This is a genomic window from Flavitalea sp. (assembly GCF_035489435.1).
Classification (GTDB): Bacteria; Bacteroidota; Bacteroidia; order Chitinophagales; family Chitinophagaceae; genus DATHKG01.
Genome location: NZ_DATHKG010000047.1, coordinates 1 through 17,129, shown reverse-complemented (window position 1 = coordinate 17,129; position 17,129 = coordinate 1). Strand labels below are relative to the sequence as shown.

General features: G+C 41.5%; 9 protein-coding genes. 4 read left to right on the top strand and 5 right to left on the bottom strand.

The features are described 5' to 3' along the window. Positions 1 to 17 precede the first annotated feature (17 nt). The 3 genes from VK664_RS07600 to VK664_RS07590 form a co-directional block, all read right to left on the bottom strand. Complete coding sequence (locus VK664_RS07600) at positions 18 to 3,095, bottom strand: SusC/RagA family TonB-linked outer membrane protein (protein ID WP_461398032.1); 3,078 nt, start codon at positions 3,093 to 3,095, stop codon at positions 18 to 20. 516 nt (positions 3,096 to 3,611) lie between these two features. Next, positions 3,612 to 4,151 (bottom strand): lipid-binding SYLF domain-containing protein, encoded by a 540-nt coding sequence (locus VK664_RS07595; RefSeq protein WP_461398031.1) that lies wholly within the window; start codon positions 4,149 to 4,151, stop codon positions 3,612 to 3,614. Between the two features lie 394 nt (positions 4,152 to 4,545). Further along, a complete protein-coding gene (locus VK664_RS07590; protein ID WP_461398030.1) occupies positions 4,546 to 5,298 on the bottom strand; it encodes a hypothetical protein in 753 nt (250 codons plus the stop codon). 630 nt (positions 5,299 to 5,928) lie between these two features. Here VK664_RS07590 and VK664_RS07585 point away from each other — a divergent pair. Further along, positions 5,929 to 8,343, top strand: coding sequence for an ABC transporter permease (locus tag VK664_RS07585; RefSeq protein WP_461398029.1), 2,415 nt, complete (start codon positions 5,929 to 5,931; stop codon positions 8,341 to 8,343). A gap of 631 nt (positions 8,344 to 8,974) precedes the next feature. Here the strand turns inward: VK664_RS07585 and VK664_RS07580 are convergent. Both VK664_RS07580 and VK664_RS07575 read right to left on the bottom strand, forming a co-directional pair. Further along, entirely contained in the window at positions 8,975 to 10,159 is a 1,185-nt protein-coding gene (locus tag VK664_RS07580) for a cation:proton antiporter domain-containing protein (RefSeq protein WP_461398028.1), read from the bottom strand. Positions 10,160 to 10,232: 73 nt separating this feature from the next. Next, positions 10,233 to 10,688, bottom strand: coding sequence for an Hsp20/alpha crystallin family protein (locus VK664_RS07575; protein ID WP_461398027.1), 456 nt, complete (start codon positions 10,686 to 10,688; stop codon positions 10,233 to 10,235). Between the two features lie 1,407 nt (positions 10,689 to 12,095). Between VK664_RS07575 and VK664_RS07570 the strand changes: the two genes are divergently transcribed. The 3 genes from VK664_RS07570 to VK664_RS07560 all read left to right on the top strand — a co-directional run bounded on the left by VK664_RS07570 (position 12,096) and on the right by VK664_RS07560 (position 16,898). Continuing rightward, positions 12,096 to 15,905 carry a PA14 domain-containing protein gene (locus VK664_RS07570; protein ID WP_461398026.1) on the top strand — a complete coding sequence of 1,270 codons (3,810 nt, stop codon included), beginning with the start codon at positions 12,096 to 12,098 and terminating at the stop codon, positions 15,903 to 15,905. A gap of 338 nt (positions 15,906 to 16,243) precedes the next feature. Then, a complete protein-coding gene (locus VK664_RS07565; RefSeq protein WP_461398025.1) occupies positions 16,244 to 16,453 on the top strand; it encodes a hypothetical protein in 210 nt (69 codons plus the stop codon). A 28-nt stretch (positions 16,454 to 16,481) separates the two neighbouring features. Next, entirely contained in the window at positions 16,482 to 16,898 is a 417-nt protein-coding gene (locus VK664_RS07560; RefSeq protein ID WP_461398024.1) for a TrmO family methyltransferase domain-containing protein, read from the top strand. Positions 16,899 to 17,129: the final 231 nt, after the last annotated feature.

Below are 17,129 nucleotides of genomic sequence, written 5' to 3'. Positions count from 1 at the left end.
TAGTTAATTCGTACACCTTAAAAGTTAATTTGCCATCCTAACTGTACCATTCTTGGTTGCGGGGAACTACCGTTATCATACCCATTCAAAAACTGGTTTTCTCCACCGGCAAAACTTTGTTGCCTGGTAACTTCCGGATCATACCCTTTATAGTTGGTTATTGTAAAAAGGTTTGATACACCCACATAAAACCGGGCGTAAGAAATAACTCCATTAGTTACACTGCTGATTGATTTTATGTTGTAACCTAATTGCAGGTTTTTTACCCGGAGAAAGGCCGCATTTTCTAAAAACCGATCATTAAATCCAGTGTTGGTATTATATCCGCTATTGGCACGGGGAATGGAATTGCTCTTATTAGTGGGCGTCCACCGCTCTAACACAGCAACACTTTGATTGCTTGACCCGGTCATACTTTCGAGACCTGCACGGGGACCGTCATAAACCGTATAGTCACCCACCCCCTGGAACACAATCGACAAATCAAACAACCGATAATCAGCACCTAAAGTGACTCCATAAAAGAATTTAGGAATAGGGCTGCCTAAATAAGTTCTATCCGCATCGGTCAGTTTTTTATCTCCATCAGTATCTACAAATCTTATATCTCCGGCTTCTGCGCCAACGTATCCTTCAGTAGTGGGTACTTCAGCATCAGTCTGGTAAATGCCTTCGGTTTTATACCCGAAAAAATAACCTAGTGGCCTGCCCACTGAGATTCGTTTATCGTTGAGCTGAATATAATCAATGCCTTCAGGGAGCTTTGTAAATTCATTTTTTACGAGGGTGAAATTAGCACCGATATTGTAGCCAAAGTCGCCGACTTTGTCCCTATAATTTGCAGTAAACTCAAACCCCTTGTTGGTTAAAGTGCCTGAGTTTAAATCAGCAAACTGGTAAAACCCGGTGGTCAACGCTACTGGAATGCTTATCAACAAATCCTTTGTTGTCCTGCTGAAAAAATCAATAGAGCCACTTAGCTTGTAATTAAGCATGGAAAAGTCAACGCCGATATTTGCCTGGATGGCTGTTTCCCATTTTAAGTCCGGGTTAGCAAACAATACAGGTGCATAACCGGTGACGATGGCCTGGTTTCCTCTGCCGACTACGTACTTAACATAGCTGCTGAGCGCAGGTAGATAGGAGAAATTAGTGCCTGTAAACTGGTTGCCAGACTGACCCCACCCAGCCCTGACTTTTAAATCGTTGAAGAGCTTTGAATCTTTCATAAATTTCTCCTGGCTAAGTCTCCATCCAAGGGAAAAGGATGGGAAATAGCCTGTGTTGTTTTCTTTAGCAAACCGGGATGACTTATCCTGCCTTATTGTAGCTGTTAGCAAGTATCGGTCGTCATATGAATAAAACAAGCGGGCCAGTTTACCCTGGATATTCCAATGATCGGCAGTTTCTGAAGATCCAAAAGCGTCTGCTCCACCTGCTAAGCCTAGAGAAGGGTTAAACAAGCCGTTGGCTTGTACCCTTAACCTACGGTGCAGATAACTGGTTTGCTCGTACCCGATTAAAGCAGTGAGTCTGTTTTTGCCGAAAGTTTTGTCGTAGTTAAGCGTATGCGTCAAAGTTAACGTTGATTCTTTTGGCTGCTCATTTACTACCAGCGAGGTTCTTGGGGCGCCATTGTCGGCAAAATCAATCGCATTCTGATAAAATATACCTGTTGCTTCGTTGTAGTCAAGACCTATGCTGGCTCTATACTTCAGACCTTTTATAGGTTCGACTTCTCCATACAGGTTTCCTAATATTTTATTATGTTGCAATTTGGTATAACCGGCCTCGGGATCGTTTTGCCAAAGTAGGTTTTGAGCAGCCGCGCCGCCCGTATTAGCAGTACTTGATGGGTTATATTCTCCTGTTGCCGTATAGGGCTGAAAAAAAGGAGCATTTGTAGTCGCAATAGATCCGGAATTTAAGGTTTCCTCTGACTGCACCTGCCTTTCAGTTCTACTTAATAAAAGAGACTCTCCGAATTTCAGGTATTTTCCAATTTTTACATCTGTAGTGGCTTTAGCAGAATACCTGGTGAAGTCCTGTGCTATCTGGATGCCCTCCTGTTTAAAATACCCTCCCCCAAAACTATAAGTGGCATTTTGATTTCCACCGGATATAGACAGGTTATGAGTGGTTGCAAGGCCGGTTTTATACACCAAATCCTGCCAATCAACGGTAGGGTTTCCCGCAAAAGCTGAATAATCATTACCCATTCCTTCTGCTTGAAATTTGATATACTGTTCAGTATCCAGCACGTCGAACAATTTGTTCTTCGGCACAGCCTGCATACCAACGTATCCATCATAAGTAAGCAGGGCGGTACCTGCTTTGCCCCGTTTAGTAGTTACCAGAATAACCCCGTTATTTGCACGGGCACCATATATCGCGGTAGCGGAGGCATCTTTTAATACGTCAATGCTTTCAATATCGCTTGGGTTAATACCAGATAAAGGATTCGATTCCGTTCCACTGTTTGTGTTCACTGTTATGGTACTTGTATTTGTTGCAACAGGTACCCCATCAATAACCCAAAGCGGTTGGTTATTCCCGGCCGTACCAATTCCACGTATGCGCACTTCAATGGGAGCGCCCGGGTCTCCGCTACGATTTGTGATATTAACGCCTGCCATACGGCCGGCCAAAATCTGATCTGGGCTGGTAAAAGGCTTATTAGCGAAATCTTTTCTCGAAATGGATCCAACAGCGCCGGTTAAATCTGCTTTTCGCTGAGTTCCATAGCCAATTACTACAACCTCCTCCATAGCCCGTTTCCTTTCATCAGGCACTAATTTTACAGCGTCTTCAAGTTTTGCTGCACTGATTTCGATTGTTGTATAGCCGGAAAAAGAAATCACCAAAACAGCATTTGGGTTGGAAACCAGGATCGAAAAAGAACCGGCCTCATCTGTGTTCGTGCCGGTGTTGGAGCCTTTTACAACAACACTGGCGCCATTTAAGGCGTTCCCATTTTCATCTGTAACTTTTCCTGTCACTTTTCTCTCTTGAGCAGTCGAAGCTAATGGAGTCAAAATAATTGCTGCAAGAACCGAGACAAGCAGAAGTAATCGCAGTTTGAATTTGGCTTTCATAAAAGCTTTGGTTTAGTTTTGGTGATTATATCTGTTTTATTAAATACCTAACTGCAATTCTAATCCACTGAGATTTTCCGGAATCAGCGTTCATCCTGAAATTCTATCTCTTAAAACTAACGTCACAATTGTTGTGGCCGGCAAACTCTCCGGACATCGTCTCCAAAAGGCCTGCAGGTTTCAAACAATTATCTGAAATAACCTGATATATTAACAATTTAAATGGTTTTTGGATCTTATCCCAATATTTATGCATATTTCAAACTTAAAGTTCAAGAACGTCAGTCCTATTGCAATTAATCATCACGCTAGCATGGAAGCAAGTGGCGTGGGTTGACGAACCTTATATCAATCAGCAAAAGGGCTCGATCGGATCGGTTCAATAAGCAAAAGGGTAGGTTACGCTGGGGAGTTTTTCGTTTTCTGGAACGAGCATTCTATTTGGAATAATTTATGGTTTGACATCCAGCACGATTATTCCACATCAGTTAGCCTGATCATACTTTTTTATCGATTTTATAAGGATTTAAAAGTAAACTTTTGCCCGCCTACAGAAACCTCTGCCATTAAGCCGCCCTTGTCTTCAGTAAAGACCGCTACTCCTTCAGTATATTTTGCATTTGCCGAAACACCTGACTTAAGCGCTACCGCAGCGATCTGGCTGCTGAATTCAAATTTATTTTCCCGGAAACGGTCCAGCGCATCTTTGGTTTCAAAAAAGATAACTTCGCGGTAAGCTTTACCGCCTACTTGTGCGCCGACTGTTGCTTGAACCATATTAGCGGTGCCGATGCTTTGTCCTTTTTCATACACAGTGCCATTTCCTCCTGCACCTCCCACAATCACTCCGCCTTTTCCTACATTAGGGAAAATAACGTAGCCGTAAGAATCTGTAAACCATTTTTTCAATCCGGGGTCAGTTTTTATAAACGCTTCTTTTGCGTTCTTGCTGTCCCCCATAATGCGCTCCTTGTTATCCTGGGCGAAAACGGATCCTGGTAAAAACGCCATTACCAGGAGTAAGAAGGATACAAAGTTGTTTTTTGCGTATTTCATAAATTTTGCTTTTTATGTATTTAGATAATCCCAATGTTTAGCGTACAAATAATTTGCCTAATTTGATCAAGTGTGGAAAAAGTCTTGTCCGTAGTCAGCCAAGACGTCATTCCCTTTGCAAGATCACATATGCAAATACATATTGCTGCTATATACGGAAACAGCGAGAATACTATTAACTTCAAGACTATGGGACTAAAACGCAAGTGAGAGTTCTTCAGGGGAAACTGACTAAAGTAAACTACAACAAGTTGGACAAAACTGATGCAGTCGCAATAATCGGAAAAAAAGATAATTTAATTAAAGCCGTCAAAAGTATAAATGAGATTTAAGGAGAAAGGTTAGCCGGAAGTGGTTTCGGCATAGTAAGTGACCCAATATTGAAAATGCAATGTTAGCGGTTGTGTATTACTTTGTCATAAAGATGTTTCAATTGAGTATCGCCAAAGCCATATATACTTTCTCTTTTCCAAAATTCTTCAAATACTTTATGAAAGTCTGTTGAAATATTTTTTATAATGTCTTCAATAACTCTTTCAGGTCTTCCTTTTGTCCCGTCTTTTGGAAAACGGTCAACTTGAGCTTTAATTACTTCTTGTAGATATGGAAAAGCAGGAGATTGATTCTCTGCAAGACGAATTAAATCTGCAAGGTCGCCACTTTTATAAGCTGTCCATAAGTCCTGCCCTAATAGTAAGTCAGTATTATTTAAAGGAACTCTGTCAGCAAAACAAATTGTAAGCTCACTTGAATTTGCTGGTCCAAAACCATTCCAAAACTGTTTACTGGTACTATCTAAATAAGAAGTATAAACAGCATAAACTTTTTTCTTAATCGACAAACTATTTATTATCGAAATAACGAACCACATATTAACCTGGCAGAATAAGTCATACTCAAACCAAAGGTTGAATTCGGAATTGTCAGGCGCGTTTATTATTTTTTCAAACTCTTTTACAACGTTTTTGTGATATTCAACTTCTGTCAATACCATATATTCAGCTCTTGAATGCCAAAAGTCATGCAGATTGTTGCCCGATAAGTTTCCATCCATAAGAGCTTCTCTGACAACAATTATATCTCCGTCAATTTTAGCTTCAGGAAAACTATAAGCAAGGGAATCTCCGTTTAGAATATTATAAACCATGATAGTGATATTTTTGTATTACCGCTAACGTAAGAGCATTCGATTGCAGGGCAATAATATTTGTCCGCCCGAAACCTATGCCGATTTAAAATTGAATGCTCAAGTTATGAACTAAAGTCAAATTATTAACGTCCGCACAACATATGCCGATACTGCGATACTGATCTAATGCTCGTTGTTCCAACGTTCTGCCCTGCTTTCCCTAACGGAGATGTTGTTGGCAGTTCTCGCAATAGAGGACTGTTGAAATAAAATAAGTAATCATAATTTATGTGTGCCGTATTTAGGATCTTTTTGTCGGGCCAAAGTTGTTGGTAGATAGGTAACAGATAATATCCTCTTAGTCTGAGGTCGAAGAGAGTTAAACGAAATTGCTACATTCTTGATGTCAACCAGGTTAGGATTTTAGAATGGTGAAAAATCGCCAGATTATCCTGAGGTTAAATGCTCAGACGTGTTTTTAGCGAATCCTGGCTAAATTCTTCAGAAACGATTTTACAGAATCTGCAACATTCCGGAGACTTTAAGGTCAAATAAGTATATCGGAAACTTTAAGGTCAAATAAGTATTCTGAAGACTTTCAGGTCAAATAGGCGAGGATATTATTTTCTTCAATCAAAAAACCACGGCATGATCGACCATTATTTAAAGTCAGGGTTTCGCAGTCTGCTGAAACAAAAGATACTGGCCGCGATTAATTTGTTTGGTCTTTCTGTAGGCATTGCCTGTTTTATACTTTTTTCATCTTATGTAATCAACGAATTCAGCTTCGATAGTTTTCATGCTAATGCAAAAAATATTTACCGTGTATATGAGTGGAGAAAACCGGCAAGCGGAAGCATGGAAAATACCGTTTCCACCGCGATGCCTTTGGGTCCCGCCCTTAAGAAAGATAATCCTGATGTGGTTGACTATGTGCGCCTGAAACTGGCTTCCAGCGAGTCAGTTCTCAAAATCGGTGACCAGGTATTCCGAGTAAAGGTCTCATACGCCGATTCTCAATTCTTTAGTTTTTTTTCATTCCCATTAGTCCAGGGCTTCGCCAGCACTGCACTAAGTGGCCTGGGTAATGTTGTGATAACAGAGAGCCTTGCAAAGCAGTTTTTTGGGGAAGGCAACGTGATAGGAAAGGAATTGCTGATAAAGGTTGAAAAAGATTTTCGCCCTTTTATTGTTAGTGCCGTGGCAAGGGATATCCCGGGAAATTCATCATTAAGCTTTGAATTGATGCTGAGTTTCGATTTTCTCCAAAGTGGTAGTTTCGGCCAACGATTTAACAACTGGTATACCACTTCTTTCAGAACTTTTATACAACTACAACCTGGAAGCAAATTTGCCAGGGATGAAAAACGACTACTCGATTTTCATACCCGCTACAACCCGCCTGAAAACGCAATAGCATTTCAAAACAATCCCCGGGTGTCATACGCACTGCAGCCATTGTTAAATATGCATACCGATGCATTGATCAATGATCCCACGTCGGTCCCCACAATTGATCCTGGTTTACTCTGGATAATTATTGCCATTGCGGGAGCTGTGCTTGTGGTCGCCTGCATTAACTTTACTACATTGGCAATTGCCCGGTCAGCGGCCCGTAGCAAAGAGATCGGCATAAGAAAAGTTATCGGAGCCGCCAGGAAACAGTTAATTTTTCAATTCATAGCCGAAGCACTGCTTCTTAGTTCTATTGCTGCGGCAAGTGGTCTTATACTTGTAATTCTCTTAAGGCCTTTTTTCGATCAAATTGCGGGTCAGGGTTCATCTCTGATATCGATTATTAATGGCAGAACAATATTCACATTGTTGATGCTGATCCCGATTTGTACACTCCTGGCTGGTAGCTATCCCGCTTTGATGGTGTCGGGGTTTCGTCCGCTTGAAGCTTTAAAGAATAAAATTCGTATCGGCGGCTCCAATTTTTTTACAAAATTCCTGGTGACCCTGCAATTCTGTCTGTCCATAGCCCTTATCACATCAACTGTTATCATGCTGCAACAGGTGATTTATATGAGATCAAAGCATCCCGGATTTGAAAAAGAAAATGTAGTGGTGGTTGACGCTATGCTGAGAGATGCAAAAAAAATATTTCCGTTATTTAAACAGCGACTTCACGGTAATAATGAAATTCTTGGGATTACTGCTGCCGAAAGTAGTATTGGCGAAGGAACCGATATCGAGCGGCATGGCTTTAAATATTTCGGGGAACAGAAGCATATTTACGAATATATGATCGACACTTCCTATCTCGATGTCCTGGGGATGAAGCTTATGGCAGGTCGGAATTTTGATGCGTCCATTTCAGATGACACTTTGAACTCAGTAATCCTTAATGAAGCTGCAGTTGCTGATTTTGGCTTTACGATCGAAAATGCTATTGGACAACAAATCAGGGGATACACCAATACTCACACACCTGTTGTGATTGGGGTAGTGAAAAACTTTAACTACCAGCCTATGAAAGAAAAAGTAATGCCGCAAATGTTCCATTGCTTTGCAAATCATAATCCCCGTGTTTTTTATGTTCGTATACGCCCTGGTCACCCGAAGCAGGCAATTGAAACCATCAAATCAACCTGGAATAGTCTTGTGCCTGATCTGCCTTTTAAATATGTTTTTCTTGACGATACCCTGGACGCATTTTATAGATCGGAAGATAGGTGGAATGCCATTATTGGTTGGGCAGCTGGTATTTCGGTTTTTCTCGCATGCCTTGGGCTTCTTGGCCTTTCTGCTGTGGCTTCAGTTAACCGGGCCCGTGAAATAGCAATAAGAAAATTGCTCGGTGCCACAGTGAGTTCAATACTCGCTATTATTTCATTCAATTTCTTAAGACTCGTGATAATTTCCCTGGTTATTGCTACACCGGTTTCCTGGTGGGTAATGCATAACTGGCTGCAGAATTATGCATATGCGATAACGATAAACGGGTTTGAATTTATTGTTACAGGAATTTTTGTGGTTTTACTCGCCGCCACTGTTATTTGCCTCTGTTCATTTAAGATAGCCGTTGCGAATCCCGTGAAAAATCTGAAGTCTGAATAACGCATTTTCAGGGGTATTTATATTCACTATTTCATCGTTGTTGATTGGACTGTTAAACGGCTTGAAATATCCCATTTTTCTAAAAGACTCCGTCACCACCATAGATAGGATTAAAGGAATGATTTCTGTTGGTACTATTTTCGTTATTTTTTTTATTCCCAGTCTAATAGTTGCCCATTGGCATTACAAATTGAAAGACAAAAAATATGAGATGAAGCAATAATCATGATCTCCGCTTTTGAAACTGGGTTGAAAGGGAAGAATGGTGGCGTGTTTTTTGAAAAAAGTGTGGGAATTTTTTTTAATTGTCCCATTTAAATAAAAGTATGGGAAATTATCTTCCTTTCACCCAGATTTTAGCGAGGCTACTATAATAATGCAATGATCAAAAAATAAAACCATATGCATGAGAAGGCCTTATTATACTAACCAATTTATTTCTATCAAAAATTCGTACCTGCCAAGAGATCCTTTAGGAGTTTGACCAGGCAATTCGCGTTTGCCGTCTGCGAATATACTTCCCAATATTCGGTGCCCTGCCCGCCGTCGGCCGCACCGGGCTGCCCTTGTTTTCGATCCTAAATTGTATTGCCATGGCTTTAATTAACGTTTTGATGAATGTATGGTTCAATTATTTTTTACAAGGCAGGTAGATATATTTTCTGATAATATTTATCCAAATAGCAGTTATGAGCATCGTGGCCGATACGACGGCTAAGGTTAGCTGGTACCAAAATTCAATTACCATTTGCTGACTGCGGGCAACCATGCATAAAACAAGACTGAATTCCCCGATTTGTGAAAGCAAGGCTCCTGCATAAATACTATTCCGCCAGCTTTCTTTAAGCAAACGAAACACAATTGCATTGATTGCGCTATTAATAATCAGGATAACGGCAACCAGTAATAAAACAAGGGGTAAATGCCGGATAACAAACGCAACATTGATTTGCAGTCCTATCGAAACAAAAAATAAGGATAAAAAGAAAACCCTGAAAGGCATCAGATGTCTGTCTAGCCACTTCATGGAATTAGACTGGGAAATTAAAATACCAGCAATCAAAGCCCCTATTGCAGCTGATAAATTAATTAACTGGGTGAGCCACGCAAAACCAAAGCAAAAAAGAAGTGCTACAAAAACCTGCAACTCGTGATCATTTGTTAACGTTGCGGGAAACGGCAAGCTGATACGTTCTTTCCTAACAATCTTAGTCAATAGGAAAGTTATCAAAATCAATGATGTTATTAAGGAAAGTATGGTGTAAGGATTTAGTTTTTTACTACCTAAAAAATTGATGGTAAGAAGCATTGGTGCCAGTAAAAAATCTTGCAATACCAATATGCCGGAAGTAAGCAAGCCAAGGGGCTGACTTACTTCATTATTTTTTTCCAGGTAGTCAAGGATAATGGCAGAACTGCTAAGGCTGATGATAAAAGTAAACAGCAAAAATTCCTTTACCGACCATGAATAGAGGATACCTATAACGGCTATAAAAACAAAACTTAAAAAAAGTTGCGCAAGGACGCCTATGAGGGGTTTGCGGATATTATTGGCAAATGTTTGGATTTCCATCTTCGTACCGATAAAAAACATTTGTATAATAAGACCAAGTTCCCCGACTGTTGCTATAGTATTTGGGTTGTTAAAGATTTTAAACACATAGGGTCCCAGTATAATTCCAGCTATTATGTATGCAACGAAATAGGGCTGATTGAATCTTTTAATTATAAATCCCAGTAACAGAACAATCAGCAGCAAGATGACAAGGCTGCTTAACAACGCAGTATTACTGCTGACGAATAACAGCGTTCCCATAAAGGTCATTTTAAAAAGCAAAAGTTGCTTTTGGAAAACAAAGCAACTTTTGGTACAACTTCAAATTGATGAATTATGAAATCTCAATCATCTTTGGCTGCTTTTGTTTTGTCTGTTCCTTTTTTGGAATTAGCAGACGCAAAACACCATCTTCATATTTCGCTTGAATTTTTTCAGTGTCTACTACTTCTTTTTGTAAGTTAAACGTCCTCGAAAAAGACTGGTAACTAAATTCACGGTTAGTGTATTTTGTTGACTCATCTTTTTCTTCGTTCTGCGTAGTTTTTTCTGAACTGATGGCGAGCACGTTTCCATCAAGCTGAACTTTGAAATCCTTTTTACTCATGCCCGGCGCGGCCACCTCAATCTCGTAATTATCGTTTGTTTCCTTAATATTAACCGCGGGGATCGTAGTATTGGTGTCAGAAAAATTATTTAATCCCCAATTAAAAATGTCGCGATTAAGGAAATCATCAAAAAATGTTGGGAACTGGTTCGCCAAACAGTTGTTTCTAGTCACGAGTTTCATAAAATAGTTTTTTTAATTGGTTAATAAATTTGTTTCGTAGAAAGGAACAAAGAAAATGCCATTGCATTTTATACCGGTAATTGCTGAAATGTTTTCTGAAAAAATGAAATTTTAGCAAATAACCCAGACAAATTTTCAGTTTTCGTAATCCTGTAACCTCCAACTGATTTAAGAAAGTCTGTGATGCTTTAATTAAAATGGTTTGTTTTTTTCGGAATCGCTGACATATCCTGGAAAAATTCACGCGGGAAATATTTTCAACCGCGACAAGGAAACAAGGTATTACAGGATACGTGTTCCCGTAATTTATTCAGGTTTCAATAGGTGGGAAACCCGCTACTCTGCCATAAAAGCATGAAAATTTTACAGCGTGTTACCAGCGGCGTCATTTTTCCCGTGAAATGCGGAGGATAATCAGCCTGCGTAACAGACAAACGATGATTGGCATTTTCCTTGATGAAAATTTTTAGAATCTTGTATTCCAATATGGCAAACGATTACACCATAAGATTTTCCATTAGAACGGTTCAGGGGTTTGAACGACTCTGTGATTTTTATTTAGGGAACGATGTCATGGTTTCGAACGAAATATTTTCGCAACTTGAAGGCAGTGACGCAGTCAGCGAATCTGATGCTTTGCACATTGATTTTATCGAAAGCAGACACGGGCTGCCCCTTAACGTTAAAATTAAGCATTGCTCCTTAAAACAGATGGGCAGAAATTGCGAGTTTATGGCTAAGGAAATATTCAAGTACCGCAACATGGTCCAGGGATAAGTCCATAAATCGAAAGTCCATGACAGGCCAGAATTGTCTAATTACAGAAAACTAAAAATGTTATTGACGGATCTCACCGAATTGTAAAAGAAGTTTCTTAAATTATAGCGTAATTATACCCCATGACGCTGCCATAAGTCCATCTCCTCTAACTTGTTTTAAGCCCGATTGCTTTCACTCCTTAAACCCCCAAACCATGGACCTCGTCATCTCAGGCGAAGGAATTCGCAAACCAGCCTCGCAACTTTTCTTGTTAAGGAATACAAGTCAAGGGCCAGCATTATACACTTAACGGTTTAAATTCAGAATGCTGTAATAATCCAATCTCAGATCATGATAGTGCCCAATCTCACTGCCCACACGGTACGGGAACGCTAAGCAGCATGCCAAATTCAGCAGCTGTAAGATGGCTAGCCAAAAAACCGGCGAATTTTGAGCAGTATCGACGCCGATGGGTTATCAGCAAAAATTTCGTTCAATAGAACTCCTTGTATACAACGCAAGGTGCGCTACGTATATCAGGTTAACTGCGCTACGCACCAGGTTAACTGCACTACGTATACCAGGTTAGATGCGTTAAGTATACCAGGTCAGATGCGCTACGTCATCATTTTCCTAAACCTCATCAAAATGAAAAAAATCTACTTATCGCTTGTGTTTATTGCATACCTGGCTCTTCCTTCAACAATGTATGCGCAAAATCGTACTTACGTTGGTAAAGTGGCAGACGTTTCAAGCGTTTTCAAAAAACGCGCTGAGGCAGCAAAAAAATCTTTGACGGGGGAGACGGTTGTTGCATTGCCTCGACTCGGCAATCAGCAATTGGCGCTTAAAATAAATGCAAGCAAACAGGAAAGAGATGGTGAGTATTTTTTCGGGGAAGTGAATAATGTCAAACAAAGTAAGTTCTATCTGAAGATTCAAGGCTCGGTTGCGGAAGGCGGAATCATTATGCCGGTTCAAAAGAAATTTTACCGTTATTCTTCAACTTCCGATGGCTCGATATATCTGAATGAAGAGGATATAGACAAGGTATTCTGTATTGGAAAAGAGAAGTATCCCAAAAGCGCTGCTGAAGGAGAACCAGGCTTAAAGGCAGGTGTTGCAGCAGCGCCTCCGGGTCTCCAAAGTTTGCCAGGCGCAACAGCCGTTTTATACCTGGACTTTGATGGACAAACTGTGACGAATACCTTGTGGGACAGGTTCTTCAACAACGGAAATCCGATCGCTGCAGCACCTTCAATGCTGTCTGAAGCTGAAATGATCGAGGTGTGGAAATTAATGAGCGAAGATTTCCGTCCGTTCAATTTAAACGTGACTACAGATGAAGGGGTGTTCAATAACGCACCGATCACTTTAAGACAGCGAATCATATTCACGCCAACAAATTATTTTTTGCCTGGCTGGGGAGGGTACGCATACATCGGATCATTTGACAGTGGAGGCACTCCCGATGGCGAGACCCCTTGCTGGGTATGGAATAATTCTGCAAAAGCAGCCGGAGAGGCAGGTTCTCACGAAGCCGGTCACACATTGGGGTTAGTGCATGATGGTCGTACAACACCACCAGAAACTTATTTTAACGGTCAGAATAACTGGGGTCCCATAATGGGGACTACATATACTGTGATGCAGGCCCAATGGAGCAAAGGCGAATACCCTTTTGCAGACAATCAGGAGGATGATCTTAAAATAATGACTACAGAGTTTGGCTTTGGATTTCGCAACGATGATCATGGAAACGATCCGGTAAGTGCTACACCATTGGTAGTAGATGCGATGGGGAATGCATCTTCCGCGAACAACACGGGTGTGATAACAACATCGGATGATGTTGATGTGTTTTCTTATGTTTCTCCGGGTGGCAATGTTGAATTCAGGATCGACCCGGAGATCAATTATGCAAACCTCGATGTATTTCTGTCGGTACGAGACGCAGCCGGCGGTACAATTGCCACAATAGACCAGGGAACAGTATTTATATCTCAAACACTGACCCTTCCGGCAGGAACATATTACTTAACGGTTGATGGCACAATAGGCGATCTGGGGGCTAATTCGGATTATGGATCACTGGGCGCTTATTCCATATCTGTTACAGCAACCTCGAATAATTGTGCATCGTTGGGTTATATACTTAGCGAGTTCTGGCAAAATGTGCCAGGTGAAAGAATCTCATCTATCCCGGTAAACACGGTACCTACTTTCACATCGCAACTGACTTCTTTCGAATCACCATCAAATGTTACCAACGGTTATGGGCAACGTGTGCGCGGATATATCTGTGCTCCTGTGTCGGGCAATTATACTTTCTATATAGCGGCAGATAATATCGGTGAATTATGGTTGAGTACAAATGATAACCCTGCGTCTAAACGGAAAATTGCTCATTCTCCTGATTGGGTAGGTCAAAGGGAGTGGACAAGATACGCAGAACAAAAATCAGTGTCTATCAACCTGCAGGCAAATACCCGGTATTATATTGAAGCACTGCATGTAGAAGGTGGCGGTGGAGATAACCTGGCTGTGGGATGGACAACACCTGGCAGTACAGTTATTACTGTCGTACCCGGCTCCGTACTTTCGCCATATACTACAATAACTAACCAGCCGCCAACGGTGAGCATGACAACTGATGCCCCCAACTACACCGCACCGGCAATAATCAAAATGAGTGCGACAGCAAATGATCCAGATGGTTCAGTAACAAAAGTCGAGTTTTTCTGGGGATCGCAGAAAATCGGTGAAGATCTTAGCGCACCATACGGGTTCAGTTGGGAAAATGTGACTGTTGGTACCTTTACGTTTACTGCAAAAGCAACGGACAATTCGGGCAACAGTACCAGTTCGGATCCGGTCACTGTATCTGTCACTCAAACCTCAAACAATTGTTCATCGTCAGGTTATATAGTTCGTGAGTTCTGGCAAAATGTGGTTGGTGAGAAAATCACTTCTATACCATTAAACACCACACCTACGGCTACAACACAGCTGACTTCTTTTGAAACACCTTCAAATGTAACCAACAGTTATGGACAACGTGTGCGCGGATATATTTGTGCTCCATTGTCGGGCAATTATATTTTCTATATAGCGGCAGATAATGTAGGTGAGTTATGGTTGAGTACAAACGATAACCCTGCCTCCAAACGGAGAATTGCTCATTCCCCTGACTGGGTAGGCCAAAGGGAGTGGACAAGATATGCTGAACAAAAATCAGTGTCTATCAACCTGCAGGCAAATACACGGTACTATATAGAAGCACTGCATGTTGAAGGTGGCGGCGGAGATAACCTCGCTGTAGGTTGGATAACACCGGGCAGTTCAAACATCACTGTTATACCCGGTTCTGCTCTTTCACCTTATGCAACAATAACCAACCAGCCGCCAACGGTGAACCTGACAGTTGATGGCAACAGGTTTATTGCGCCAACAACAATCAATCTAAGTGCTATAGCTGATGATACAGATGGTTCAGTGACAAAAGTCGAGTTCTTCCAGGGCAATATCAAAATAGGCGAAGACCTCAGCGCACCTTATGAATTTAGTTGGACACAAGTCGGGGCCGGATTATATTCGCTGACTTCCAAAGCAACGGACAATTCGGGCAACAGCACAACATCCGGTCCGCTCGTTATAGAGGTTACCGAAAACACAAATACCTGTTCATCGCTGGGTTATATAGTTCGTGAGTTCTGGCAAAATGTGGCTGAAGAAAGAATCTCATCTATACCGTTGAACACTGCTCCTACTTTCACATCACAACTCACTTCTTTCGAAGCTCCATCTAATGTTACTAACGGATATGGGCAACGTGTACGTGGTTATATTTGTGCTCCGGTAACGGGTAGTTACACTTTCTACATTGCAGCTGATAATGTAGGTGAGTTATGGTTGAGTACAAATGAGAATCCTGCCTCCAAACGAAGAATTGCTCATTCACCTGATTGGGTTGGTCAAAGAGAGTGGACACGGTATGCGGAACAAAAGTCTGTCTCAATAACTCTCCAGGCTAATACGCGGTATTATATTGAAGCACTGCACGTAGAAGGTGGTGGTGGAGATAACCTCGCAGTAGGTTGGACAACACCTGGCAGTTCGACAATTACTGTGATACCCGGCTCTGTACTTTCACCATTTAGTGCTGGGGCACTCAGCGCCGCGACGAAGCTTAATCAAGCGTATTCGGATGATCTTTCAGTAAAGGTGTTTCCAAACCCAGGCGTAGGGGAATTTACAATGCTTATTCAAGCTGCGAAAACTGAGGCGGTGAACATCAGGGTACTTGATGCATTCGGCCGTATTGTAGAGTCCAGGTCTAATGTGTCTACGAACAGTACGGTTAAACTCGGGGCAGGATACCGGCCAGGGATTTATTTCGCAGAAATTAAACGCGGAGGTAAGAGAACCACTGTGAAGCTGATTAAGGTGGTAAATTAATTTTAGGAGAATACATCATAAAGGCAACAAAGAAGTTGCCTTTATGATTCGTATTTTGCGGCGGACTTTTGGTTTTCTTTACTGTTAACGTCGGTCAGAACTTTATAATGTGGCCGGTGGGGACACCTGCCTTCGCGCGTGAAATTTTGTTTTATATGACTTCCTGGGTCGAATCATCGAAGTGGGGCAGATAAAAAAACAATACAGCAAATCCGATGACGGATGCACGCAGTCGCGATACTACGTTATTAAAGGGATGAATCACTGCATCAGCCAGTGGTAAGAGCGAGCTTACCAATACTTATTATGACCAGGCATATCCCGGCTTAACAGGTGCAGTGATATCACAACAGAACATGCGCAACCGGGTATCCTATACCAGCTTTACGACATTGAACAATCCTGTTCAATACGCCCAGGCAACTTTCTATTGCTACGATATCCCTGGTAACGTAAAACAGTTGACGCAGGATTATGGCAGTGATTTCTCGAACATGATGACAGCGCGGTATAATCGTTTTAAGAGCTTTATTACCAATATGATTTGATCAAGCGGCAAGGTGAACGAGGTTGCTTATGAACCTGGCTTCAAAGATGCCTGGTACCACCGCTATAGCTATGACGCTGAAAACCGGATCACCAAAGTGCAGACTTCAGTCAATGGCATCCATTGGGAAACAGATGCCCGGTACGAATACTACCGGCATGGTCCACTGGCAAGAACCACGATTAAGTATCGAAGAACTAAATTTTTGCAACAAATCTGAGACCTGGTTCCACCTGGCGAATCGGGAGATAGTTAAGTGTTACAAGAGAAATGATGTGGGCTCGAAAGAATTCGGCGTTTTTTCTACCCGTTCAGCTGATCGTCCGAACCCGATCGGGTTTCACATTGTAACAGTTCTGGAAATTGTAATTGAAAAAAAGATCAGAATTTTCCCAATGGAAGCACTTAACGCCACTCCTGTAATTGATATCAAGCCATTTAACTGAAACGGTTACACGCGACGAAAATACCGAGACAGGATGCTAACGCTACATATAGAATGCGATGCGAATCCTCTCTACAGATGGGCACAAATCTTTTTGTTGACGATTAGAAGAAATAGGCAATGGCTAAATATTATCACCTATTTCCCTACTTTTGAATTTGATAGACTGCCAATATTTTGCCCTTAGATACCTTAGATAACGAACCGGAATTATTAGTGCGTGTTGCAAACG

Coding starts and splice junctions, on each gene's coding strand:
- VK664_RS07570 (WP_461398026.1), top strand. CDS start 12,096: ATGAAAAAAATCTACTTATCGCTTGTGTTTATTGCATACCTGGCTCTT.
- VK664_RS07575 (WP_461398027.1), bottom strand. CDS start 10,688: ATGAAACTCGTGACTAGAAACAACTGTTTGGCGAACCAGTTCCCAACA.
- VK664_RS07585 (WP_461398029.1), top strand. CDS start 5,929: ATGATCGACCATTATTTAAAGTCAGGGTTTCGCAGTCTGCTGAAACAA.
- VK664_RS07590 (WP_461398030.1), bottom strand. CDS start 5,298: ATGGTTTATAATATTCTAAACGGAGATTCCCTTGCTTATAGTTTTCCT.
- VK664_RS07580 (WP_461398028.1), bottom strand. CDS start 10,159: ATGGGAACGCTGTTATTCGTCAGCAGTAATACTGCGTTGTTAAGCAGC.
- VK664_RS07595 (WP_461398031.1), bottom strand. CDS start 4,151: ATGAAATACGCAAAAAACAACTTTGTATCCTTCTTACTCCTGGTAATG.
- VK664_RS07600 (WP_461398032.1), bottom strand. CDS start 3,095: ATGAAAGCCAAATTCAAACTGCGATTACTTCTGCTTGTCTCGGTTCTT.
- VK664_RS07560 (WP_461398024.1), top strand. CDS start 16,482: ATGAACCTGGCTTCAAAGATGCCTGGTACCACCGCTATAGCTATGACG.